This is a genomic window from Pleurocapsa sp. PCC 7319 (assembly GCF_000332195.1).
GTDB lineage: Bacteria > Cyanobacteriota > Cyanobacteriia > Cyanobacteriales > Xenococcaceae > Waterburya.
Genome location: NZ_KB235922.1, coordinates 1,872,344 through 1,897,175 on the forward strand (window position 1 = coordinate 1,872,344; position 24,832 = coordinate 1,897,175).

The 24,832-nt window shown below is 38.4% G+C and carries 22 protein-coding genes and 2 pseudogenes; 15 read left to right on the forward strand and 9 right to left on the reverse strand.

All coding sequences use genetic code 11. The features are described 5' to 3' along the window. Positions 1–128: 128 nt before the first annotated feature. Positions 129–4,268 (reverse strand): Eco57I restriction-modification methylase domain-containing protein, encoded by a 4,140-nt coding sequence (locus tag PLEUR7319_RS0112400; RefSeq protein ID WP_019505548.1) that lies wholly within the window; start codon positions 4,266–4,268, stop codon positions 129–131. A gap of 318 nt (positions 4,269–4,586) precedes the next feature. On the opposite strand from PLEUR7319_RS0112400, the gene PLEUR7319_RS0112405 reads away from it, so the two are divergent. Next, the gene (locus PLEUR7319_RS0112405; RefSeq protein ID WP_019505549.1) at positions 4,587–4,946 is read left to right on the forward strand and encodes a four helix bundle protein; all 360 of its coding nucleotides are present in this window, start codon (positions 4,587–4,589) and stop codon (positions 4,944–4,946) included. A gap of 214 nt (positions 4,947–5,160) precedes the next feature. Here PLEUR7319_RS0112405 and drmD read toward each other — a convergent pair whose 3' ends face one another. Then, entirely contained in the window at positions 5,161–8,367 is a 3,207-nt protein-coding gene (gene drmD / locus PLEUR7319_RS0112410; protein WP_019505550.1) for a DISARM system SNF2-like helicase DrmD, read from the reverse strand. Positions 8,368–8,648: 281 nt separating this feature from the next. Between drmD and PLEUR7319_RS0112420 the strand changes: the two genes are divergently transcribed. The 5 genes from PLEUR7319_RS0112420 to PLEUR7319_RS35130 all read left to right on the forward strand — a co-directional run bounded on the left by PLEUR7319_RS0112420 (position 8,649) and on the right by PLEUR7319_RS35130 (position 14,290). Next, positions 8,649–9,767: a PD-(D/E)XK nuclease family protein gene (locus PLEUR7319_RS0112420; RefSeq protein ID WP_019505552.1), complete on the forward strand. Its 1,119-nt coding sequence runs from the start codon at positions 8,649–8,651 to the stop codon at positions 9,765–9,767. 121 nt (positions 9,768–9,888) lie between these two features. After that, positions 9,889–10,815 carry a cobalamin-binding protein gene (locus PLEUR7319_RS0112425; protein ID WP_019505553.1) on the forward strand — a complete coding sequence of 309 codons (927 nt, stop codon included), beginning with the start codon at positions 9,889–9,891 and terminating at the stop codon, positions 10,813–10,815. Between the two features lie 160 nt (positions 10,816–10,975). Next, positions 10,976–13,228: an ATP-dependent RecD-like DNA helicase gene (locus PLEUR7319_RS0112430; protein ID WP_019505554.1), complete on the forward strand. Its 2,253-nt coding sequence runs from the start codon at positions 10,976–10,978 to the stop codon at positions 13,226–13,228. Between the two features lie 209 nt (positions 13,229–13,437). Then, complete coding sequence (locus tag PLEUR7319_RS0112435; RefSeq protein ID WP_019505555.1) at positions 13,438–13,941, forward strand: hypothetical protein; 504 nt, start codon at positions 13,438–13,440, stop codon at positions 13,939–13,941. Then, entirely contained in the window at positions 13,934–14,290 is a 357-nt protein-coding gene (locus PLEUR7319_RS35130; RefSeq protein WP_019505556.1) for a nucleotidyl transferase AbiEii/AbiGii toxin family protein, read from the forward strand. Before PLEUR7319_RS0112435 ends, PLEUR7319_RS35130 begins: the two co-directional genes overlap by 8 nt. 133 nt (positions 14,291–14,423) lie before the next feature. On the opposite strand, the gene PLEUR7319_RS0112445 is transcribed toward PLEUR7319_RS35130, so the two are convergent. Continuing rightward, positions 14,424–14,837 (reverse strand): type II toxin-antitoxin system HigA family antitoxin, encoded by a 414-nt coding sequence (locus PLEUR7319_RS0112445; protein ID WP_019505557.1) that lies wholly within the window; start codon positions 14,835–14,837, stop codon positions 14,424–14,426. Then, the gene (locus PLEUR7319_RS0112450) at positions 14,812–15,120 is read right to left on the reverse strand and encodes a type II toxin-antitoxin system HigB family toxin (protein ID WP_019505558.1); all 309 of its coding nucleotides are present in this window, start codon (positions 15,118–15,120) and stop codon (positions 14,812–14,814) included. Before PLEUR7319_RS0112450 ends, PLEUR7319_RS0112445 begins: the two co-directional genes overlap by 26 nt. Positions 15,121–15,631: 511 nt before the next feature. On the opposite strand from PLEUR7319_RS0112450, the gene PLEUR7319_RS35135 reads away from it, so the two are divergent. The 4 genes and pseudogenes from PLEUR7319_RS35135 to PLEUR7319_RS35145 form a co-directional block, all read left to right on the forward strand. Next, a protein-coding gene (locus PLEUR7319_RS35135; RefSeq protein ID WP_144054247.1) for an IS5 family transposase occupies positions 15,632–16,454 on the forward strand; the annotation gives its coding sequence in 2 pieces (ribosomal slippage) (positions 15,632–16,042 and positions 16,044–16,454; 822 coding nt in all). Between the two features lie 196 nt (positions 16,455–16,650). Beyond that, positions 16,651–16,875: pseudogene (locus tag PLEUR7319_RS35140) on the forward strand (helix-turn-helix domain-containing protein); the annotation flags it as partial. Between the two features lie 103 nt (positions 16,876–16,978). After that, on the forward strand, positions 16,979–17,581 hold the full coding sequence (locus PLEUR7319_RS0112470) for a transposase (RefSeq protein ID WP_019504247.1): 603 nt from the start codon (positions 16,979–16,981) through the stop codon (positions 17,579–17,581). Between the two features lie 38 nt (positions 17,582–17,619). Further along, positions 17,620–18,024, forward strand: a pseudogene (locus PLEUR7319_RS35145) (tyrosine-type recombinase/integrase); the annotation flags it as partial. A gap of 76 nt (positions 18,025–18,100) precedes the next feature. Here the strand turns inward: PLEUR7319_RS35145 and PLEUR7319_RS0112480 are convergent. Beyond that, positions 18,101–18,523, reverse strand: coding sequence for a nuclease-related domain-containing protein (locus PLEUR7319_RS0112480; protein ID WP_019505562.1), 423 nt, complete (start codon positions 18,521–18,523; stop codon positions 18,101–18,103). Positions 18,524–18,687: 164 nt separating this feature from the next. Here PLEUR7319_RS0112480 and PLEUR7319_RS35150 point away from each other — a divergent pair, with 164 nt between their 5' ends. Then, positions 18,688–19,326 carry an IS630 family transposase gene (locus PLEUR7319_RS35150; protein WP_019505563.1) on the forward strand — a complete coding sequence of 213 codons (639 nt, stop codon included), beginning with the start codon at positions 18,688–18,690 and terminating at the stop codon, positions 19,324–19,326. On the opposite strand, the gene PLEUR7319_RS40680 is transcribed toward PLEUR7319_RS35150, so the two are convergent. From PLEUR7319_RS40680 to PLEUR7319_RS42630, 4 genes are all read right to left on the reverse strand, one after another. Beyond that, a complete protein-coding gene (locus tag PLEUR7319_RS40680; RefSeq protein WP_026102474.1) occupies positions 19,283–19,480 on the reverse strand; it encodes a hypothetical protein in 198 nt (65 codons plus the stop codon). The two genes, PLEUR7319_RS35150 and PLEUR7319_RS40680, sit on opposite strands and share 44 nt — an antisense overlap. 540 nt (positions 19,481–20,020) lie before the next feature. Continuing rightward, positions 20,021–20,605, reverse strand: coding sequence for a hypothetical protein (locus tag PLEUR7319_RS0112495; protein ID WP_019505564.1), 585 nt, complete (start codon positions 20,603–20,605; stop codon positions 20,021–20,023). Further along, complete coding sequence (locus PLEUR7319_RS0112500; protein WP_019505565.1) at positions 20,605–21,360, reverse strand: hypothetical protein; 756 nt, start codon at positions 21,358–21,360, stop codon at positions 20,605–20,607. The genes PLEUR7319_RS0112495 and PLEUR7319_RS0112500 overlap by 1 nt, the downstream gene beginning before the upstream one ends. Before the next feature lie 10 nt (positions 21,361–21,370). Beyond that, entirely contained in the window at positions 21,371–21,601 is a 231-nt protein-coding gene (locus PLEUR7319_RS42630) for a hypothetical protein (RefSeq protein ID WP_019505566.1), read from the reverse strand. A 486-nt stretch (positions 21,602–22,087) separates the two neighbouring features. On the opposite strand from PLEUR7319_RS42630, the gene PLEUR7319_RS0112515 reads away from it, so the two are divergent. The 4 genes from PLEUR7319_RS0112515 (at position 22,088) to PLEUR7319_RS0112535 (ending at position 24,832) form a co-directional block, all read left to right on the forward strand. Then, positions 22,088–22,312, forward strand: coding sequence for a hypothetical protein (locus PLEUR7319_RS0112515; protein ID WP_019505568.1), 225 nt, complete (start codon positions 22,088–22,090; stop codon positions 22,310–22,312). Continuing rightward, a complete protein-coding gene (locus PLEUR7319_RS0112520) occupies positions 22,297–22,935 on the forward strand; it encodes a type IV secretion system DNA-binding domain-containing protein (protein ID WP_019505569.1) in 639 nt (212 codons plus the stop codon). The genes PLEUR7319_RS0112515 and PLEUR7319_RS0112520 overlap by 16 nt, the downstream gene beginning before the upstream one ends. A 62-nt stretch (positions 22,936–22,997) precedes the next feature. Further along, positions 22,998–23,702 (forward strand): transposase, encoded by a 705-nt coding sequence (locus PLEUR7319_RS35155; RefSeq protein WP_144054295.1) that lies wholly within the window; start codon positions 22,998–23,000, stop codon positions 23,700–23,702. A gap of 57 nt (positions 23,703–23,759) precedes the next feature. Beyond that, a protein-coding gene (locus tag PLEUR7319_RS0112535) for an ISKra4 family transposase (protein ID WP_144054296.1) occupies positions 23,760–24,832 on the forward strand; the annotation gives its coding sequence in 2 pieces (ribosomal slippage) (positions 23,760–23,916 and positions 23,916–24,832; 1,074 coding nt in all).

The window sequence follows — 24,832 nt, forward strand, 5'->3', positions numbered from 1 at the left end:
ATTTTGTCTTGTTTGCAGCAAGTTGTGACTGTGACGAGGGAATTTTCTTGCTTTATTTAGTCGTAGCGCGATCGCCTGAAAAAAACAAATTTAACTTGACATTCAAGACAATCGCTTTAGGGACAACTTCAAAACAAACTTTTCTGATTAATTTTGCTGTTACTTGCTTTTTTCTTCTTCTTAGACTTCCCTTTCTTCTTATCGTGTAAACCTTGGGCTACTTCCTCTGCATAGCGGTCAAAGTTCAATTGCAGCAGGCGATCGAGGATTTCTCGGCGGATGAGTTCGCTAATGGTGTACCGCAATCCCTGTTTGGTTTCTTGGAAGTCGTGGTTTAATCCCCCCATGCCCCCCTTAATAAGGGGGGTGCGCGACAGCGCGGGGGGATCGAGGGCAGGGGGGATCAAATCGTCCCAACCGTAGGCTTGTGCCACAGCGTAATCCATTTCTACATGGAGTTGACGGAGTTTGATAATATCTTCGCTGGTTTCTGCGGGATCGTGGAAACGGTTATAGGTTTTGGTAAGTCCTTCCTGGCGAGTTTGCATGATGGCTTGGCGGTGATTGTAGTAGGTTTCGCCAATGGTTTCTAGGTTGCTGGTTGATTCGGGGAAAGGGAAAGTTTCAAAGCAGTCCGTGGGAGCGTACATCATATCTTTCCTCAAAGTGCTACTGTATTTTCTAGCCCAAATCTCATGAATATTAGATTGAAGCAAAACTAAATCTTTATATTTGCTAAAAGCAAAAACTGTCAGCCTTTCGTTCAAAACAATATTGGCAGGAACAAAAGCAATGCTATGTATATCAGCTACACGACTGCGAACTAAAACCCGATCGCGTCCTGCGATCGCTTCATAAAGTTCCATTGTTGGTCTAGTAAAACGCCACCAAATTTCACGACGTTGTTTGTTTTTATTTTTATCTCTCTCAGGCTTAACTTTCTCCTCAACAATTTTTAAAAGATCGGGATAGTCAGCAGCATAGGGTCTACCTTTAGGCTTTTTAGGGTCTTCATGTTCCTCATCCAAAGCCCAATCTTTGAAATTGATTACCCAACGGCTAGGAGACTGATCGGGATTAGAATTAAGGTCTTGTCCGTTGAGATAGGGAAACAATACATCTTTATTCCGAGGGTCTTTTTCAATCAGTGCTTTGGCTTCTTCGGGAGTCAAAACAAACCCCATTCCTAAAACGTAAGAACCAATAAAAGATTTACTTTGATTAGCTGCTAACTTGTTAGGTTTGCCAACTGCTTTACCTGGAATAGTTAAATAAGGAGTAATCCCAGTGACGGTTTTATCGTCGAGGTAATATTCACTTTGCCATTGTCCTTTTTTCAGCCAGACATAAGCTACTTCTAAACTTGCCGAACCTTCCCATGTTCGACTGGGAACAGCACGATAAATAGTTGACGCTGATTCTGTTGATTGACCCGCAAGAACAGGAGGGCTAACAATTTGGTCTAATCCTACTTCTCTAGTATCTCCTTGAGCAATGGTATTAGTAGCGACTAAACCTAAATATCCATTTGATTGAACTAATTTATTCGCTCTCAAAAAGAAGTAAGAACATAAATCCGCTTGTCCTCTGGTTTCATGAGCTAAATAATCAACTAAATATTCTCTATAAGCTTCGCCCAATGTTCCTGTAATCTTTTGGCTACCCATAAACGGCGGATTTGACACCAAAGCCGAAAAACCCCGAACCGTATCAGGTATCTGCGAATCGCCGTTCGCCCTCTCGGACGCAGGAAAGAAAACTTCAGGAAATTCTAATTCCCAGTGAAAAGTAGCTAAATTCTGCGGTAATTTCTTTAAATCTCCTTCGGGAATACTCATGCCACTATTAACAACGTTTAACATTCTTTCCCGCAAAGCTTCTCTCTCAGTTTTCTTCAGCCCAGAATGATAAACTTCCATTAATAAATCTGCCCGCACTTTGAGATCATGAATCCGTGCATTAGCCTCAGTTAGCAGATTGGTTTTTTCTTTCTGTTCCAAAGGCGAATTTACAGGGCGAGACTGGATTTGTAGTCGTTTTGCGATCGCAGATTGAACTTCATTCCAGAGAATATCTACCCCGATATTAAGATTAGTTCCTTCTGTCGTATCTAGATTCCAGCTTTTTAACTGCTCTATATTTACCCCAACTAAAGAATCACCAGTTTTCAAACAATGATCTAAAAAGGTAAAGGGCTTATCTTTTTGCATCGTCTCCAACCACAGCGATAACTTTGCCATCTCTACCGCCAGGTGATTTTTATCTACACCATACAAACATCTCTCAGCTACCGTGCGTTTGGCATAGATTAACCTTTCCTCCCCATCCACAGGAATCATACATTCTTCGGGACGCGATCGGGATAATTTGCCTTCTGGCGCAATTACTACCTTTCCAGGGTTATTTGCTTCTGCCATTACCCACGCTTGAACCAGTTTCTCTCCTAAATACCTACAAGCTTGAACTAAGAAAGCTGCCGACCCCATACAAAAATCACAGATATTCAGTGCCAGCAATTCTTCTGCGGGTTTTAATTGCCATTCTTCTGCTGGTTTGCCCTCTGCTACTCCTTCATAAACTAATGGTTCGAGGGTATAGCGAACGATTTCTTCAGTGACATTCTTACTGGTGTAGTGCGTTCCTGTATCTCGTCGATCCGATCCTTGAGTAACATAAACACTGCCTTGAGGAATCACCAAAGGATAACCAAAAGTATCCTCCCGCAACAAATAATAAAAAGGTAATACTCGCTCTACTAATTCCTTATTATTTTGGCAAGCAATTAATAGTTTATTTCGAGTGAGAGGATCTAGTGTCTCTTCTTTTTCTACACTATTTTTTAAAGCAGATTTAGACCTTTTAGTTTCTTTATAGAGATACTTGACTAAACTATCTATTCCCTCGCTATATTTCGCCTCCAATTCCGTTAAATCTAGCTCTGGCTCTTTATTTTTAGTTCCTGCTATACCTAATACTGCTTTATGCGATCGAACCGCAGTATGATCTAACAAACCTTCGTAAATATGCCCGATCTGTTCCACATCCAAACCCTTAAAAGAAAGCCGACGGGGTTCGCTTTTTCCCCCTGGTAACTTGTCCTGTAAAATCTGTAAGGCTTCGAGTAGATGTAAAACCGTACGATTATCTACCTGCAAAGGTCGATCGTCTCCTTCTAAAAAGGGAAAGCGTTTCGGGTCAAATAAATTCCCACCATAGGCAGGTAATTGGATTAAATGATGGTCGATACCACCATGTACCCCGCGAAATAAAGCCAGCAAACGACACCAAGCATCATAACGACGCTCTAAAATCTCTTCTCCATAACTGTCTGCTTGAGTTCTCAACTCTTCCCGAATAGTAGAAACTGCATAGGATTTATCGTAAAGACTATTACCAGCAAGCAATAAACCCTTTTCCTCCGCACAAAAGAGAAACACCAACCGCATCATCACTACCAATGCAGATTCATATAAAGTCTCTTCCGAAACATCTCTCAGCAAACCCCTGTCTTGGTCTAACTTATCGATCTTCTGGACTAAAACCTCAACCGCTTTCAGAACCTGTTTCCCTAACTGGTCTGTTACCTCTTTTTGAGAATCCTTACTGTTTTGAAATAACGCCGTGAGAGTCTCTTCTGCTTCTACCGCAAAAAACCGCCTTACCCCCAATAAAGAACGAAATGCCCTGAGAGTAACTTTTTCTTCTCCCCAGAGATTGCTATACCAAGAAATAAAACTACTACTTTGTCCTTGGGGGGCATAAACCAACATCCATTGTTCCCCATTTGTCACCAAACCCAAGTTAATATTTGTCCCCCGCAACAGTTCCAGCATCCGTGTGGCAGGGGAAGCCGTCCAACGAGATTTCTTATAAGACTTTTCTAAACCCTGGTCAAAAGGCACAATTTTCACCAGTAATTGAGGTTTCCCAGTATCGGGTTCGACCAAAACCACATCGGGAGTTAAACTTTCGCCATGCTGCGCCACTTTAACCGTCAGACTAGGAGCAATCTGTTGCCGTTGCTGAAGTAATTCTTCGGGAAATTCTAAAGTATTCTCTAATACCCAATCAATCCAAGCGCGATGAATCTCTGGATTAAATTTTTCATATGACCACTCATCATAAGCAATCTTGAGCAAATTAAAATGTTCTGGTTCATGGGCATCCAACCCTTGAGGAAAAACTTTTAACAACTCTTCGATGCTCAAAAAAGCACCCTGGGCTTCTACTAAAGAAAGCCACTCAGCGTGATGACGAGGGACAGACATATTTAGAAATATTTTGTTAAAGAACTTTTTATCTTCTTAGAGTTCCCTTAATAGTTCCTTAAGCAATCATCGAGTTTTTAGTTTTTAGTTTTTAGTTTTTAGTTTTTAGTTTTGGGAGTTAAGTAATAACCACTAGTAAAGCTTATTTATAAATTACTTTACCCTTAGTTTTACGGAGACAGCTAAACACTAATTTTTCAGATTAGTATTTAAAACATATCGGTTATTATAATTATTATTGGTAACTAATAACTAACAAATAACAATCAATAACTAATAACTAACAACCAATAACTAATAACCAATAACTTATCGATCGTGCAAGATTTTACGAAATTACAAGTCTGGCAGAAAGCTCATCAGTTCACATTAGGAATTTATAAAATTACTAAAGACTTTCCAGCCGATGAGAAGTTTGGTCTAGTCAGTCAGTTGAGAAGAGCATCTTGTTCTATTGGTTCTAATCTTGCCGAAGGATGTGGAAGAACTACAAATAAAGAACTAGCAAGGTTTATTGCCATAGCACAAGGTAGTGCCTTCGAGGTAAGATATCAGTTAATTCTTGCCAGGGATTTAAATTACATTTCGTTAGAAAGATTCAAGTTTTTTGACCAAAAAATCACCGAAATTAGTCGAATGCTGAACAGCCTAACTCAAAAACCAACAACTAACAACTAACAACTAACAACTAACAACTAACAACTAATAACTAATAACTAATAACTAATAACCAACAACTAACAACTAACAACTAACAACTAACAACTAATAACTAATAACTAACAACTAATAACTAACAACTAATAACTAATAACTAACAACTAATAACTAATAACTAACAACTAACAACTAACAACTAACAACTAACAACTAACAACTAACAACTAACAATTCACGCATACTTCTGCGGAACTAAAAACGCGATCGCCAGAGGAAAAAGGCGCGAACTCAAATTAGCAAAACGGTCTTTAATTAACTTGGTTTCCTGTTCGATTTCCTGGGGAATGTCTTCTAATCTGGCTTTGAGACTATTGCGATTGCTTTCTAACTGCTCCTGTTCAGCATCATTAAATAAATCCAGCTTTAACTGGAGAGGTTTGGCAAACTCAGCCAATTCCTGTTCGATACTGCGCTGTAATTCAGTTAGGATAGCGGTAAGGTCACTGACTTCTTTGTCACATCTTTTTTGTAAGGATTTTTCTGAAGCTTGAGTCCGTTCTTCTGCTCGTTTTTCTAAACTGTTGAGCAACGATTCTTCATAACTGTCCCAGATTTTAACCAGACTCTCCTTAGTTGAATCTTTTATTTCACCACTATAAGAAGCAGCCAGAGCCTCGCGGATTTTCAGCACATTGAGCCGACTAAAACGACCCTCTTTGATAATTCCCCCTGCGGTAATCACCTCTTCATGGAGTTTTTGACTGTCATTACCCAAAATTAGCAGTCTGCCATAAGCTACAACTGTAGGAAATTCGAGAACGCTATTCGGCACAATTTTTGCCGTAACCCTGTGGAGATTTTTCTGACTGCCTCGCGACCAAACCTCTGCCCGCAACAGGCGCAAACACATCTGTACTAAAGGATGATTAAGATGAATCAACACTAAATCTTCTCGCCCTCTGGTCAAGTCGGGATTAAAAGTTACCGCCCGAATCTCACCTGTATGGGGGTCTGGTAATCCTTGAGTGCAGTTCGCCCAACTGCCTTTAAAAGCAGGTAGATGATAAATACCTTCTTGGTTTGTCACGGGCTGAAGGGGTTGTTGTTCGGCTAGTTCCAAGCCAATTTTAACTACAGTTTCAATATTTTCAGGTTCGAGTCTTAAAGTGCTGCGAGTTTCATCTAGATGCTCTTTGAGCTTGGCAATGCGATCGTTTATCTGACGCTCAAACTTGAACATCTTCCGCACTGCTACACCCTGTTCTTCAGCTTGTTCGGTATCAAAATTAGTCCGCTTACCCAACATAGCTTCTTCAACTTGGCTGGCAATTACAGAGCCAACTTTGCCAAGATCCTCGCGAATATTATTTACCTTGAGAGCTGCCCGCATTAAAAATTCTAAATCCCCTTCTAATTCTCCTGGAGAGACTCCCCGATTATTAGCTTGAGCGTAGTTTTTACCGACGAAATGATAGATTTTTACTGCCTGAGCTTTTTGTCCGTGGCGATCGATTCTACCGTTACGTTGCTCCATCCGATTGGGATTCCAAGGAATTTCGTAGTGAATTAAATTAGAACAATAGTTCTGTAAATCCAAACCTTCTGAGGCTGCATCAGTAGCCAAAAGAATACGGACGTTCGATACTTCAGGATTGGCTTGAAATGCTGCTTTAACCTGCTCGCGTTCATCAGGTTTCATACCCCCATACATAGTCATCAGACGATTATCCTTCGCAAAACCGCTGTTAGCTAGAAGATCGTAGAGCCACTTTTGGGTAGCGCGATACTCGGTAAAGATAATTACCCTCTCATTTGACCACTTGCCATTAGGTTTAATTACCTCTTCTAACCAGGCTAATAAATGCTGGGCTTTAGCATCAGGATTTCTCTCGGCGGTAACTGCCCAATCTAGCATTTGCTCTACAAGCTGTTTTTCCTCTGTATTCAATTCAGAAAACAAACGAGAGGTAATATCTAAAACGCTGCTGGTGGTATCTTCGTACATTTCGTCATCGGCAAAATCTTCTTCTAAACCCGCAAGCTGACGGCGCAAAATTCCTAGATTTGATTTTTGTAGGCTGGTTCGGGATTTTCTAAGTTTGGATTCAATAGATTCGTGATGTTTTTCCAAAGTGGTAAGAAAAGCAGCAGGAGAAGAAAATAACCTTTTTTTCAGGAGCTTCAAGACAAATTCCGTTGAATACAACTCAACGTTATCTTGAGCATTTTTACGTCTGAGGTTGGTGTATTCTCCCAACATCCCATTGACCGCTTTTTCTTCTGGGCTATAGTCAACAGCGATCGCTTCTAACTTTCTTTGAGGAAAACGGGGAGTGCCATCCCATTTTGGCGGTAATTCTCTTTTGAGACGGCGCACCATCACCACTTCTAGTTGAGAACGATCTGGTGTTACTCCCCTGGCAAATCTTTGAGAGTCGAGTAACTCTAGTAGTGCGGTAAAACTCTCTGGATAACCGTTGTGGGGAGTGGCAGTCAAAAACATTTTATGTTCAAAATGCGGAGCTAGCAAGCGAATAGCTGCCGTCCGTTGGGAGTCTATAGCATAGTTCCCACTTCCCGAGGGGGCAACGTTATGGGCTTCATCCACAATCAACAGATCGAAGCGACGGGGATAAATCGATTCTCCTTCCTTGGGTAAAACCTCCCTCATTAACCTTAACGGGCGATCGCGCTTAAGAAAATCAATGGAGGTAATTAAACGAGGATAGTGAGTCCAAGGATTAACGTGAATTCCTCTAGTCCTTCTCAATTGCTTCATCAGATCGCTGCCAACTATGCGAAAATCCAAACCGAATTTATCCCGCATCTGTTGTTGCCACTGCACCTGTAACGAAGATGGACAAACAACTAATATCTTCTGTACTCGCTGCCGAAGCATCATTTCTTGAGCCACTAACCCCGCTTCGATGGTTTTACCCAACCCAACGTCATCAGCAATTAAAAGACTTACGCGGGGCATCTGAATCGCCCTAACTACGGGGTCTAACTGATAATCTTCAATATCGATACCACTGCGAAATGGAGATTGAATATTTCTCACATCCGCCGAAGAAGCTGCACCCCAACGAACTGCATCTAAAAAAGCATCCAGGCGATCGGCTAAATCAAAACCTCCAGGATAAGGTAGTTCCCTTGTTTCATAGGTGGCAGCATCTATCTCTAATTCCCAGATAACTTCTAGTTCTGCACCTAGATCGTCATCTTCCACCGACTTCACCTTGACTAAATGATGATTCTCAGTTTGCCTACTTCTGACCATATTAGTGGAACTGGTTGAGGCGTAAACATCCGTGACACAGAAACGACGACCTCTTAGAGTCACTAATTGACCAGCTTCGGGAATACTTTTAAAGTCGATTGGAGATGGCGGGCTTGGTTTGTCGTCCTTCGACTTGTTGATGGAATTGGAAAGAGACATTGGTGGGAATAAAAATAAATGACTTTATCTTTAGCATTCCCTTTTTGCTTATTTCTGTTGATAGATCTCACCTTTTACGCCAAATAATTTTAGAGCAGTATTTTAGTTTTTCTGTAAATACGATTTTCTGTAATTGCTGATTTACAGAATCAACCCCACTTACCGATCGAATAGTCCAAAATTGAATATATTTTTCTCGATCTTCTCGCCAATTATAGGATTGTCTCATTATCTTGAAGGAGATTTAACCAGGAAATAATCCAACTTAACCCAAATTATTAATGCTGTCTGACAAAAATCAACAGGAAATCTTAGGAAAACTAATCATCGATAATCAAGATTTAGATCGATTAGAGTCAATTCTCTCGGAGTTTAATATTTTTGAAGCTGTTGGAGTAATTCGGCAAGAAATTAGACATTCTAATTTTCTCGCTTTTTTACTGAATCCACTAGAGACTCATAGATTAAGAGATTTATTTCTCAAGAAATTATTAATTTGCGCCTTACTTAATTCGGAAAATCCCCCTCTTAGTCCTATTGAAATTGATATCGCCGATCTAGAAAATGCAGAAATTCGGCGGGAGTGGAGAAATATTGATATTTTGATTTATTCACCGAACAATAATCTAGTTTGCGTTATTGAAAACAAAGTTGATTCTTCAGAACACTCAAATCAACTAAAAAGATACGAAAAAACAATTGCGATCGAGTTCTTAAAATGCCAAAAAGTTTTTCTATATCTAACTAAGGAAGGTGACTCTGCTTCTGATGAAAAATGGTTATCACTTAGTTATAACGAAGTAGCCAAGCTGATGAAATCTATCTGTAATCAATATCAATCGACAATGGGTGATGACGTTTATACTTTGATCGGTCATTACGTTAGTTTAATCGAAAGACATATTGTGAGTAACTCAGAAATCGCCAAGCTATGTCAGAAAATCTACAAACAACACCGACAAGCACTGGACTTGATTTATGAACATCGTCCAGATCTACAGTTAGACATTTCGGAGTTTGTCCAACAAATTATTGAAGGAAATAAACAAGACAACATTAAAGCAGATGATCGCAATAAAAGATATATTCGCTTTGCTCCCCAAGAATGGGACAATTTATCTTTCCAAAAGACTTGTACGCAATGGACTAGCAGTAATCGCATTTTGTTATTTGAATTTGTTAATGAGCCTCAATATTTAGGCTTACATTTAGTTATTGGTCCTGGTGAGTCAAAGATAAAACAAATGATTTTTCAAGCTGTACAAAAATTGCAAATTCCAGGATTTGTTACTGGGTGTAAATTAAAACCAACAAAATGGAGTCTTATTTATAAGCGAGAAATTCTCAATAATGCAGATTATTTAGACGGAGAATGGAATAATCTACAAGCAAAAAATTAAGTCTTCTTGGCGCGAATATCTTGATTATGAAGTCAAATCAATTCGTAAAGCAATATCTGATTTAGAAATTAATTTAGATATAGATTGTAAGTAGAAATCTCATTCTGGCAAACCATAACCTATGACCGATTCAGCCAACCTCAAAATTGTTTCCCTACTTCCTTCTGCCACAGAAATTATTGACTGTTTAGGTTTAACCGATGCTTTAGTCGGACGCTCTCACGAATGCGATTATCCTCCTTCTGTTAAAGACTTACCTGTATGCACCGAAGCCAGACTCAATAGCCATAAAAATAGTGGTGAGATTGATAATGATGTCCAAACTTTGATGCAAAAAGCTCTAAGTATTTACAAAATAAAAACCGAAGTTTTAGAAGATCTTCAGCCAACTCACATCATCACCCAAGACCAGTGTGATGTCTGCGCGGTTAATTTACCAGAAGTGGAGCGTGCGATCGCCAAACTAACTAATTCCCATCCTCAAATTATTTCTCTCCAGCCAGATCTATTAAACGAAGTCTGGGAAGATATCGAACGAGTTGCTAACACTCTGGGAGTTGAAGCCAAACCTGCTTTGAATAAATTACAAAGTCGGATTAATATAATCTCTGACAAAGTTAAAGACCTCAGTGAAAAACCTACTGTCGTCGCTATTGAATGGACTGAACCATTAATGGTAGGAGCAAACTGGATTCCCGAATTAATTGAAATTGCTGGAGGCAAATCTCTATTAAGCGTCAAAGGAAAACATTCTCCCTACATATCTTGGGAAAGTTTAGTTGAAGCCAACCCTGATGTCATCGTAATTATGCCCTGTGGCTTTGATTTGGAACGTACAGAAAAGGAATCACAAGTATTAACCCAAAACCCAAACTGGAACAGTTTGAAAGCCGTTAAAAATGACAAAGTTTTCATCGTCGATGGCAATGCTTATTTCAATCGTCCTGGCCCTCGGCTAGTTGATTCTGCTGAAGTCCTAGCCGAAATTTTCCATCCCCAATTATTTGATTTCAATCATCGGGAAAAAAGCTGGAAGTTATTTTCCTAAATCGCGATTACCAACCTCATATCTGAATAGTCTTAGAAAAAAAATTCTGTAAATACGATTTTTTACATTTAAGTATTTACGTTTTTCTGTATTTCAGCAATTGCACTTTTCTTTAAAGCTGTTAAACTTGCAGATGAATTCAACACAGAACAAGCGTTCTATGACATCATCAACTGTTGTTTCTGCACCGCTATCCTCTCTGACTGGGGTTATTGAGCGAATTACCTTTCATTCATCTGAGTCTGGTTATACCGTAGCGCGATTAAATACGGGGAATGTTAAACAGTTGCTTACTATTGTGGGAAGTTTTGCCAATATTCAGGCAGGACAGACGCTACAGCTACAAGGACTATGGCGAGAACATCCCCAATATGGTTCACAGTTTCAAGTAGTTCAATATCAAGAAACTAAACCCGCCACCCTCACGGGAATTGAAAAGTATTTAGGTAGTGGTTTGATTAAGGGAGTAGGACCAGTAACCGCCAAACGCATAGTCAAACATTTCGGTTTGGATACGTTAGAAATTATTGAAAATCAAATAGATCGCCTGTCGGAAGTACCAGGAATTGCCAACAAACGAATTGCGATGATTCAAAGCACCTGGTCAGAGCAAAAGTCGATTAAAGAAGTAATGATCTTTCTTTCTGGACATGGGGTATCTACTACCTATGCAGTTAAGATTTACAAGCAGTATGGCGACGATGCTATTACCACTGTCACTACTAATCCCTATCAATTAGCGCTCGATATTTTTGGCATTGGTTTTTTAACCGCCGATAAGATTGCCTGTAATGTTGGAGTTGCTCCTGATTCCCTGTTTCGTTACCGTGCAGGGATTCTCCATGTGTTGAATAAAGCCAGTGAAGATGGACATTGTTATCTGCCTGAAAGCCAGATTGTTCCTTTTACTAAAGAGCTATTAACTACAGACGAGTATGAAGCTGAATCTAGAGTGATTGTTGATATCCTCTCCCAGATGGTTATTGAAGAACAGTTAATTAGAGAAAAAGATGATGATGAACTGCACGGACATCTCACGGTGCTGAATTCGATTCAGCACCCGTGTCCTCTTTATTACCAACCCAGCTTCTTTTATAGTGAGCAGCATTTGGCGAAATTATTACAGCAGAAATTAGAAACTAACTTAGATGTAGATAGAAATAGAGTAAAAAGTTGGATTGGTAAGTTTACTGCATCAAAACAGATTAAATTATCACCTCAGCAGTATGTGGCTGTAGAAATGGCAGCGAGGGAAAAAGTGATGATTCTCACTGGTGGCCCTGGTACAGGAAAAACTTTTGTCACTCGTACTATCGTTAAACTCTGGAAGGCAATGGGTAAATCCATTGCCTGTGCTGCACCCACTGGTAGAGCAGCCAAAAGATTAACTGAAATGACGGGAATAAGCGCGAAAACTCTACATCGATTGCTGGAATTTGACCCCAGTCAGATGGGTTTTAAACGAGATGGGGATCATCAACTTGATTGCAGCGCGATCGTGGTAGATGAATCTAGTATGGTGGATTTGTTTATGGCTCATTCTCTACTCAAAGCTATACCTAAAAATGCTTTACTTTTGATGGTGGGAGATATAGATCAACTTCCTTCTGTTGGTCCTGGAAATGTCCTCAAGGATTTAATTGGTTCGGATAAGATTCCCGTCGTCCGTTTAACTCAAGTATTTCGTCAGGCAGCAGAAAGTGCAATTATTACTACCGCCCATCAAATCAATCGCGGTTCTTATCCTCAACTAGAGAAGATTTCAATGAAGTCTACTGCTGATTGTCTTTGGCATCCTGGAGGTACGGAAGCCGAACATGGGGTACAAACTATCTGCGAACTGATTGAGCATTATATTCCCCATGCTGGTTTTAATCCTGCTACTGATGTCCAAGTGTTATCTCCCATGACTAGAGGCGTGGTAGGCACTCGTAATTTGAATAAGGTACTGCAACAACTGATTAATCCTCCTGATCTTCACCAGGAGGAGTTGGCTAGGGGAGATAGTATTTTACGGATTGGCGATCGCGTGATGCAGTTAAAGAATGACTACACTAGGGAAGTCTTTAACGGTGACTTGGGTATAGTAATTAATATCGATCATACTGAGAAGGAAGTCACTATTAATTTCGATGAGAGAGAGGTAGTTTATGATTTTGCCGATCTCAATGAAATTACTCTCGCTTGGGCTACCAGTATTCATAAAAGTCAGGGTTCGGAATATCCTGTAGTTATTTTGCCTTTGTATACTCAGCACTACGTCATGCTGTCGAGGAATTTGTTTTATACGGGACTTACTAGAGCCAAGAAATTGGCTTTAATTGTGGGTTCTCAAAAAGCGATCGCGATCGCCGTTAAGCAAGTTAAACAACAGCAGCGATATACAAAGTTGAAGGAAAGACTAGAAATATAGCCTGTGGCGATCGATCAAGTTTTGCTTGTTCTTTAAAAGAGTATTTCTGTAAATACGATTTTCTTTATTTCAGTATTTCCAGAAGCGATCGCGCTTTCAGCTTTCTTTTGTGATGCCACAATTAAATATTGTTCCCGCTAACTACAAAACTGGTTTATTTGCTATTCGCGAATATAGAATAGAAGTAGTAATGTGAAATTAATTTCAGAATGCTCAAACCCCAAGATATTTTAGTTCTACTCAAAGTTTATGGCTTAAAGAATGAGTGGACTTATAGCGAACTGGCAAAAAGTTTGAAGATGAGTTCTTCGGAGGTTCATGCTGCTTTGAAACGATGTTCTACAAGTGGTCTATATAGCGACAAAAGAAGAAGGGTTTTAAAACCCGCTTTAGAAGAGTTTTTAATTCATGGTTTGAAGTATGTCTTTCCCACTCAACCAGGAGCTTTAGTGCGAGGAATACCCACGGCTCATTCAGCCGAACCGTTAAAGGATTTGCTGGTGACAAGCGATCGCGATATTTATGTTTGGGCTTTTTGTTCGGGAAAGGTTAAGGGTCAAGAAATTAAACCTCTATATCGTTCCGTGCCTGAAGCGGTATCAGAAGATCCTCAGCTATATGAAATGCTGTGCTTGGTAGATGGTTTGAGGGTGGGAAAAGTTAGAGAACGGGAATTGGCTGCGGCAGAATTGAAAAAGAGGCTCTATGACTAATCCGCAAATCGAGAATTTGGAAAAAGTAGCCCGAATTTTAGCTCGCGTTCCCGAACGATTTGTTTTTACGGGAGGTGGAACGATTGTCCTTTATGTGGACGAGATTATTAGAGATGAATTACGCCCGACAAAAGATGTCGATTGCGTAGTAGAGATTTTTTCTCGCACTGAATATTATCAATTGACGACTGCTTTGCGGGAAGTAGGATTATCTGAATGTAGCGAACTAGATGCTCCCATGTGCAGATGGAAATATGAGGAATTATTGATTGATATTATGCCCTGTGGAGAGGAGGTTTTAGGGTTTAGCAATCGCTGGTATAGGGAATCACAGAAGACGAACTCGTAGAGGAATTTTGTCAACTACGTCAAGGAGATAATTAGAAAAGTTTATGGCAGCTTTTTTGGCACGGGAGTAGCCACTTGGACGAGAAAAAAGCTTCATCATTCATCAGTTTAGCTATTTTGTATTGCATTATTATCTATTCTGAAGTTAAAAACCTGATGGGAGAGATCTGAAAAAAGTCGCCAAGTTTTTGTATTTGTTTGGCGGTCATTTCTTGTTTTTTCTCTAAAACTTCGGCGATGGTAGATTCATCTTCAAAAATAGAAATAAGATCGCACGGTTGCAAATTTTCTTCACTCATCAAAGCTTTAAGTAGTTCGATTCCCTCAAGAACTGGTATTGGTTCGTGTTTTTGCTCGTAGTCATAGACTAGAGTACCCAATACCTCCAGGTAGTCCTTATCGTCTTGAGTAATATTTTGCCGATCAATAATCGCATCAATTTGGTCTTGAGTTGCCAACAGTTCAGCTTCATTATTTATAGGACGCGGTGGAAAAGTATTAATTAATTGAAGATAGTAGCTACTAGGAGTTTTTAAACCAGTCGTCATTTTTCCATTTCTCCTTGTCGTAATCTGCGTGAGTAAGAACATTGCGAGTAAAAACTATTTGAGACTCATAATCGATAAAAGTAATGAGTCTATATTTATTGCCTCCTATGTTGAAAACGGTCAAATTGCCTACTGGGTCGGCAGAGGGAAAGACTCGTCGCACATCAGCCAAGTTTTGCCATTTGGCATCAGTAGTGCGCTGATACCACAGTAATAGGCTAGTTTGAGCATCGCCATGTTTTGACCAAAACTCTCTCAATTTTCTTCGGCTAATAACCCGCATTTTTTATAAGCCTCATATTCAAGTAGATTAACATTTTTGAATGTTTCCACTTGGGACAAGTTTAGAATAAGCTTTTTTGTTTGTGGATTTACTCGAACCGTTAGGCTCTGTAAATATCTAAAAAACTGTAAGTAAACCATCAGGCATATTTCTGTAATTACAGAAAGAGGAGATGCCAGACTTAGAAATGGATGACTTGAAAGCAGCCTTAGCCTATGCTTCTCGTAAGCCTCAAAATGAATATTTACCTAATCTTAAAAAAGTATTTCTGTAAATACGATTTTCCTTATTCCTGTAATTGCAGAAAATACCCCGAACAGAAGCATGAATCACCGTGAAGGTTCATTATCAGCGATTTAACCCCTATCATTCTGTCTCCCCACAACGGTAAGATTGAACCTAATTAAAAACCCTCTGCACCAACAGGGGGCATCAAACTTATAAATCGTTAGAACTCTTGCAAAAATATTTTGTGGTATGCTAAGAAGTTTTACTTTTTTATTAATCAAACATGAAATATTGGCAAGCTATTAAACTTCCGTCAAGAGAATTTAAGCGGCTTACTGGAGTTAAACGACAAACTTTTCGGTTAATGGTACGCTTGGTAAAAGCAGAAGAAAAACAGAAGAAAAAACCAGGGCGTCGAGCCAAATTAATTATTGAAGATCGGGTTTTAGTAACACTTCAATACTGGAGAGAATATCGAACCTACTTTCATATATCAAAAGATTGGAAACTAGCCGAATCTACAGTATGTCGTATAGTCAAAAAAGTTGAAAATATTTTAATTCAATCTCGAAAATTCAGTTTACCAGGGAAGAAAAAGTTATTGAAAAATGCTCTTAATGAAAAATTAATTTTAATGGATGTCATGGAAAGTCCAATTGAAAGACCCAAAAAACATCAAAAAAGATTTAATGCGTGGAAAACAAGGAGAGCATACTTTAAAAACCCAAGTAGTCTTTGGAGAAAAAACAGGAAAGATAATATGTCTAGATCATGAAAAAGGGAGAACTCATGATTTTAGATTATTTAAAAGTAGTCAGGTAAGATTTCATCAATTGCTTAAAGTTATAGGGGATAAAGGATATCAAGGAATCACTAAAATTCATGGGAATAGTGAAACCCCTATCAAAAAACCCCGAGGCGGAAAATTAACCAAGGAACAGAAAAAATATAATCGTCAATTAAATCGATTAAGAATTGCTGTTGAGCATATTAATCGTCGTTTAAAAATCTTTAAAATTTTGTCGTATCGATATAGAAATCGGCATCGCAGGTTTGGCTTAAGAGCGAATTTAATTGCTGGTATTTATAATCATGAATTAGCCTAATAATCGCGGTTTTAAAATTAAACTATTCCAATTTTTTCAGTAATCAATTAATTACTGAAATAGATTTTGCTGTCAATTTTTAATATAGCGATCGCCCAATAATAGTTAATCGAAAAAAATAGCTCGATTCTTACTATTTCAATCAACAAAAATTCAAACAAAAATAACCCCTTATCAGATCACAAAATATTTTTGCAAGAGTTCTAGCGTAGAACAAGTCGTTCAAATAGTGGCACTAGCCTGTGAATCTCCCGAAGAATCAGAAAGACCAGTAAGTCATTGGACAGCCAGAGAGTTAGCAGCAGAAGCAGTTAAAAGAGGAATAGTGTCAAAGATTTCCCCTCGAAGTGCGGGACGTTTTTTAACAAGAAGCCACACTAAAACCAGATCTCCATCGTTACTGGTTAAATCCCAAAATTGATGACCCCCTAAAATTTAAAAAGCAAGTCAAATATATCTGTCAACTGCATCAAAATGCCTTAAAGTTATTAGAACAAGGTATTCATTTGGTTAGTACCGATGAAATGACAGGTATTCAAGCTCTTGAAAGATTATTTCCAGCCAAACCAGGCAAGCCTAAACAAGTAGAGAAAATCGAATTTGAGTATGAACGCCACGGAACCTTAAGCTTAATTGCTAACTGGGATGTAGCCAGAGGAAAAGTACTTACTCCCTCTATCGGTGCAACTCGAACTGAACAAGATTTTTATGAACATATCCAGAAAACAATTCAGACTGATGAAAAAGGGTCATGGATTTTTATCGTGGATCAACTCAATACTCATAAATCAGAAAGTTTAGTTAATTTAGTAGCATCAAACTGTGGAATTACTACGGATTTAGGAGTTAAAGGGAAAGAAGGAATTTTAAAATCCATGACCAGCCGTGAGGCTTTTTTATCAGATGAATCACATCGGATTCGCTTTGTATATATTCCGAAACATACATTAGGGCTGAACCAAATTGAGTGTTGGTTTTCTATTTTAGTCAGGCGTTTGCTCAAAAGAAGTAGTTTCTGTTCGACTGAAGACCTGGAGCAAAAGATTCTGAATTTTATTGATTACTTTAATTGGCATTTTGCCAAGCCGTTTGTGTGGAAGTTTGAGGGTTTTAAAGATCATGATTAACTGGTGGATTATTTCCGCCTAGCTGCACTAGATTAACTTGGAGAGATCTAAAATCTAATCGCAATGGTTTGGGTCAGGTGACTCTGTTTGGCAAAGGAGGTAAAACCCGAACCGTATTACTGCCTGAAACCCTCTATCGCGATTTATTTAGCACCAGGACTAGTAAAGACCCAGAAGCAGCAGTTTTTGCCTCCCGCAAAGGTCATAAACCCCTTCAAGCCAGACAGATTAGAAAAATTGTTAACGATACCGCAGCAGAAGCAGGACTAAATGGTAGCGTTTCTCCCCATTGGCTGCGTCATTCTCATGCCAGTCACAGTCTCGATCGCGGTGCGCCACCCCAACTAGTTCAACAAACTTTGGGTCATCAATCTCTCCATACCCTTACTCGTTACGCCCACGCCCGTCCCAGTGACAGCAGTGGTTTGTATTTACCAAAGTGATTGAAAATTTACACGAAAGTTTTGTTCAACAAGCTAAAGTTCATAAGCCTAGATCAACACAGTGCTAATTATTAATTCATGGTCTGCGACTATTCGCATTCCTAGCATTTTTTTTCTCAATTAGCTCTTGGTTACGCCCTTTTAAATCATTTACTAATTGCGAAGGATAAGAAATTATAACCTTACTTTTTAAACGCTTACCTCTAGCTCGATCAAGTTTAATCCTAGCCTGCGAAAACAATAAAATTTTGTCTGGCATCTGTGTTAAATTACGGTGTTTTTTTAATTTATCAGCCTGCGTCTTTACTTGATTAATAAGATTCTTTCTAAAAGGAGCATATTTAGGATTTTTTCCTAATTGGCGGCGAAGCTGTTTAAATTTAGAATTCCATTTCACGTTTCCAAAATGGCTTTTTAACTCAATTACAAAACAATTATTTTCGGGAGAGGTAGCTACTATATCTATATCTCTTAATTTTTTTTGTTTAAATAAACGCAATAAGTAGTAAGACAGAATTAATTGTATATTTTAAGATAAAGTTTTAAGTGACTATTTTCAGGTTAAATTAAGGGGTCATTATAGGAGAAGTTGAGGCAATCGCTGAAAGTTCGGGAGAACCCAAAGTGCTCGGCGATCGCCTAAATAAAAGAAACCAGATTAAGATGAGATATATTAAGGGTTTAAACAAAGATACATTAAAACTTTTAAAGAGAATTTACCAGCAGAGTAAATATTATCAAGTAAGACAGAGAGCCCATTGTATTAAATTAAGTTATCAAGGCTATAAAATCTCAGAATTAAGGGAAATATTTCAAGTAAGTCGCAATACAATTTACAATTGGTTTAATGCTTGGGAATCATCTAAATTTTCGGGACTTTATAATAGTCCTGGTCGGGGAAGAAAAAAGCTATTTACTGTTGAGCAACAGCAACAAATAAAAAATTGGGTAAAAGACACGCCCAAAAATCTGGAAAAAGTCCAATCAAAAATTTTAAGAGAATGGGGAAACACCGTAAGTAAAAAGACTATAAAAAGAATAATCAAATCAGCTTATATGGGTTGGTCTAGAATCAAAAGAAGGGTAGGAGGAAATCCTATCCCTGAATTTTACGACCGAAAAGTCAAGGAATTAGACAAATTAAAAGAACAAGAGTCAACAGGAGAAATTGAAATTAGATACGTAGATGAAAGTGGTTTTTGTTTAATTCCATATATCCCTTATGCCTGGCAAGAAAGAAAACAAAAAATCGAAGTCCCTAGTCAACAAAGTAAAAGATTAAATGTCTTAGTACCTCTGTAGCTTCTGCAATATTTACAGAACGACAGTTAGCTTTAACCCAGTCTGGATTTAATGCTCGTCTAATAAGTAGCTCTTCAACGTGTTTTTTGTAGAGACGATTAACTTTACCGTTGAATTTTGGCTGAACGCTGAGAGATTGAATTATATTAGTCATTAGCTTTGCTACTTAATAATGGTTTAAGGAACAAGCTCAGGACAGACACATAATTTAATTTTTTTGGTAAAACTCTAAGGTTTATCTCTCGAATTTATAAGCCGATAGATTTGCGTTAAACAATTACAGTGGTTTACTTTCAGGGTATTTAAGGGCAAACGAGGTAAAATATCAGTTTTTAAGAAATCTTATTTCTATCCTGATTGTTTGTACTGTCGGCTAAGAGATTGATATGATATAAATGGGAGTGCAAAAGTTTTTTTGTTCATCCCATATTAAGACATCAGTACCAAATATGGTCTGTCTTGAACTTGTGTAAATGCAAAAGCGCCTTTTCTTTCCACAGAGCAGGGCGTTTTTGTATTTTTTGGGTACAAGACTATTTGATTATCACCTAGATTAGGTATTTTTGTGATGAAGCGTGCAAATAAGTTAAGAGAAATTAACCTGTCTCAACGATAAATACTTATTTTTAGTTTCAACTATTCGTATACTCCGTCTAAATTAAGCGCAGCGACATTGGACGGAGTTTTGGTTTGATTATTTATTGAACAGGAGCAATACACCTATGCACCCTAGCAATGTTATAACTGGAATAATCCAAGCAATCATAACGGTTTGATGGGCATATCTTCTGGCTGTTTCGGTCTGAATCACTAATTGTTTCTGCTTGGTTAACAAAACCGAAGTAGAGTTGACCAAACCAGTTGAGATAGTTTGAAGATTCTGATGTTCTCTGGCTAATCCTGACAAAACTTCAATCAGTTTGGTATCTAAATTCTGTTGATTCTTCTGAATATTTTGTAGTTGATCTTTTAACTGCTCATTAATCCAGTTGGAAGTATCAACTATCTGGGTTGTATAAGCTTCTACCGATTCTTCCAACTCGGTTTTTGCCTTGACTATCTTCTCCCCAGAACCACCCAACACCTCAACAGCAGCAATATTCTGTGCCACACAGAAATAGAAATCAAACAACTCATTATCAACAAAATACCGATTGTTATTCAGCCATTGATATACTCGCTCGCGAACTTTTGACTCTTCATTCTTGAGTCGATCATCGATCAATTGCTGAAGTTCATTCTGCTGCTGAGATAAAGTTGGCTTCTTCAAATAAGTCACTAATCCAACCTCAAACTTTCAATATTGAAACCAGCATCATCAAATACCTTGTAGACTCGTCGCATATATCCACGTAATCCAGCCAATTGAGCTGTACTAAACTCCGAATGTCTTCTGGCTTCAGTAAAACTTAGAGCATTCTTATAAACCGTTGTGGCAGTATCTAATCTCAACTTAGGTAGATCAATTACTTTCAGCTTATATTCAGCTATCAACTTGGGCGTAATAAACTGGTCAAAACTATCCCAGTCTTCACATCGACCTAAATTCCTGACTAATATATGTTTGGCATTATTCTCAACAAATTCTAGCGTTCTGAAAAAACCCTCATAGCATTCAGTTGAATCATCCAAAACATACCAATTCTGAATCTCAACATCTAAATCTTTTGATGCTTCTAAAATATCGCTTGCTGTCAGCCAATGATTAAACGCTTCTTCCACATTCCCTGGCAAGTCTACCAAGACCAATTTCTCTAAAGCCAAGTCCAAAATGCGGTCTGGTATCTTCAAATTCTTATCCAATTCACTAAAGCGAGTTGGTAGGGCAAATTCAGGATGAGCTTTCAAAAAACTTTCCTGTCTATCAGCATCCACAGCATAGAAATCTAACTCTGATTCTAAGCAATATGCAGCCTTTAATTTAGATAGCAATGTCTTCCCCACACCACCTTTCTTACAGTTAGAGATTTGAATACCTGGACGGGTGGGAATTATTTCAGATGTTGATTGTCCTGGTTTAGTTTGAACTTTCATATTTGGTTAATTACTTACTCGCAAATAACTTATCTACTGCCGAGCGCTTTCTATCTGGTTTATCAGTTTCATTACGAACTTCTTGCTTTATTTCTTCTGGCAGTTTTGGAGGCAATATCGAATTAACAGTATTAGGTATTTCTTCTGCTTCTTGATTTAAGGAGCGACGATACTCAGTGTGATATTGCTTTAGGGTAGCTGTACTAATCTTGACTCCTGATTCTGTAATTGATTCCGCCAAGTCATCATATTCACATCCTCTAGCTAAGGCTGCTTCAATTCTTCAATGCAACTTAGCAACTAGCGTTCTTAAATATCCTGGTTTTGATGCCTTATCTTTGGTCTTATCTATCCTTTTCGCGATCGCTTTTTCTATTGGACTTAGTTCAGACTGATTCATTTTCTGTTTGTAGCAATAACTCTGATATTATTCAGTCAGATATTTTATCAATTAAACAATAGCTCGAATTAAAAAAAATTCACTTTCAGTGTGACAGATTATGTTTAAAAAGACTGGTTTTATACTGGCTAAAATCCCACACCTGATGCACCCTTGGTAAGAATAAAATAAATTATCGTTATTTTTTAAATAAATATAGATAAGGTGTTTTTGGATATTTTAAAATATTAATAATAAGATATGTAAACTAGTTTTTAAATAGTAGTTTTTAAAAGTAAAAAGTGTCACCATCAAAAAAAGCAAATCAATGGGCAGCAGTTTACTGTCTTGGGCTTTGACGAGCGTGGGCAAATAAAAATACAAACCAAAGGAAAAACTCAGACGGTTAATCCTGATGCTCTTCTTTATTCTGACTATCGCTACGTTGATACAGTTCACAGCAGCCAAGGGAAAACTGCTAACCACTGCATTTATGCTGCGGGTTCTGGTAAATCTCTCACTGTAGTCATGTTCATGAAGCAGCTAGACCTGAAACTATGGCAGCAGCTTTGATTCCACAAGAGTCTGAAAAAGAACCTTTTTTCTCTAATGCAGGGAGAGCGGTAATGGCAGAGTTATTTCACCAGACTAAAAGCAATCAGGAACTATGGGAGTTATTAAAAAGTGATACCAAAACTTTAAGCTCATTTATCTCAGGAACTTTGGCTGCTAGATATTTGGGAGAAGAAAGAGCAGCAACTTCTGTACTGTCTACTGCTTCTAACTACTGTCAGTTCTACGCTTGCCCAACTCAGCCTCAGAATAAAGCTCTTAGTTTTTATGAATGGGGTGGGAGCGATAGTCCTAGTTGGATCTTTGTTACCTTAAGAGAAGACGAGTCTGAATTGCTTAGACCTCTCCATAGCTTGATTTTTGAATTGATGCTTAAAGGTTTACTATCCAATATAAATCGATCTAGAAAGACGGCAATTATTATCGATGAATTGGGTGCATTGAATCAACTTCCCAGTCTACATCGACTACTGAGTGAAAGCCGTAGATTTTTAGGTTGTCCTATTTTAGGTACTCAAACCGAGGCTCAGATAATCGATAAATACGGGCTGCAACAGACACGGACTATTTTACAGGGAACCTCACGGGGTGACAGAGGAGTTAAAAGGAAGACGAGCAGTTAAATGTAGCGGTGTGATGGTAGAAAAAAGGGGTAAAAATTATTGAGAATTACCCCTAAACAAAAATGTTGCCAGGATTCTATCACAAATGTATGGAGAAGTTATTGACCCCAAGGCAATATGCAACCCTAAGAATAGTCGTACTACTATTACAAAACTATAGAACAATTCAGATTGAAAAACTGGCTTCGCTCCTACCGATTCCGCTCAAATATCAAAGCCGTCGTCGTCATCTACAAAGATTTTTGATGTTACCAAAGTTAACACCTAAATGTATTTGGTTTCCCATCATCAAAAAATGGTTAAAAATCAACCAAACTAACAAGAGAATTTGCTATGTAGCAATTGATAGAACTAGATGGAAGGAGCGAAATTTATTTGTAGTCAGCCTAATCAAAAATAAAAGAGGTATACCTTTACATTGGATCTTACTAAATAAAAAAGGAAATAGTAATATTGCCGAGCAAAAAAGGTTACTCAAATCCACATTGAGATTATTAAAAGGATATCAAGTAGTCATAATTGGAGATAGAGAATTTGGCAATATTAATCTAGCAGACTGGCTCTCTAAGCGAAATTGCAAGTATGTATTGAGAACTAAAAACAATAAATACATCCAAGAAAAAGGAAAGGATTATCAACAATTAAAGTCTTTAGGATTAGCTCCAGGAAACTCTAGTTATTATAAGCAAGTTAAATTTACCAAACAACCAGGAATGAGTCGAGTAAATAGGGAGCATCCCATTTCGGAAGAAAAACAGAAGAAGTAGAGAAATAAGAACAATGAAGGTCAAACTGAAAGAAGACTTGAGTTATAAGGAAGGTTAATGACTCCATCAGAGAAAGTACGTGTTCAAGAGTGTGTCCAAGAACTATCAGAGATTTTGTATCGTAATACTCCATTAGACAAATGCCAGACCTTGGAGGATATAGAGAAATCAGTTAGAGAACATCTCTTGGAATCAGTCGGACCCAAGATGGCATTTTTTTTATCGAACAAAAAACTCAAACAAACATTGGAAAAGAGCGAATAATCAAAAGCTCGGTCGGAAAATTACGTTTACGTCGTCGACAATTAGAAAAGCTAGGTGTAGAAGCAAGAACCCGTATTAGTCCTTTGCTTCAAAAATGTTGTCTATGTTTGAGTGCTAATGAATCATTTTCTCAAGCAGAGCAAGACTTGTTTCTACTGACAGGGATAAAAGTAGGACATAGCACCTTACAGAGACATGTCTATACAGAAAAAGAGCATTTAGATTTTCCTGATAGCCCAATAGCTATCAACGAGGTATGCCTTGATGGAGGCAAAGTGAGATTGAGAACTCCAAACCGTGGAGACAAATGTGAGTGGCGGGATTATCAAGCAGCACGTTTATCAGCAGTCTATTACGGAGCAACGTTCCGAAGAAAGGAAGAGTTAACCGCATGGATTAATTCCCAAGTACTAACAAATCCTCTAATCTGTTTGGGAGATGGTCATTCGGGAGTATGGAATCTTTTTAGTCAAATTGCTAGCACACCACAACGACATGAAATTTTGGATTGGTTTCATCTCAAGGAAAACTTATTTAAGGTTGGCGGTTCACTGAAACGTTTGAGACAGGTAGAAACATTTTTATGGCAAGGAAAAATCGAGCAAGCGATCACTTTATTGAAACAAGAATGCCCTAAACGAGCGCCAAAATTTCTAGCTTATGTCGAAAAACATCGCCATCGTCTGGTTAATTATGAGTCGCTGCCAACTGAGCATCATATTTCAATTGGCTCTGGTGCGGTTGAATCGGCTATTAAACAACTCGATCGCCGTTTGAAAATTTCAGGAGCGCAATGGAATTCTAATTCTGTTAGCCCAATGCTGCGATTACGCTGTGCTTATCTTAACGGGCAAATTACTGCTTAG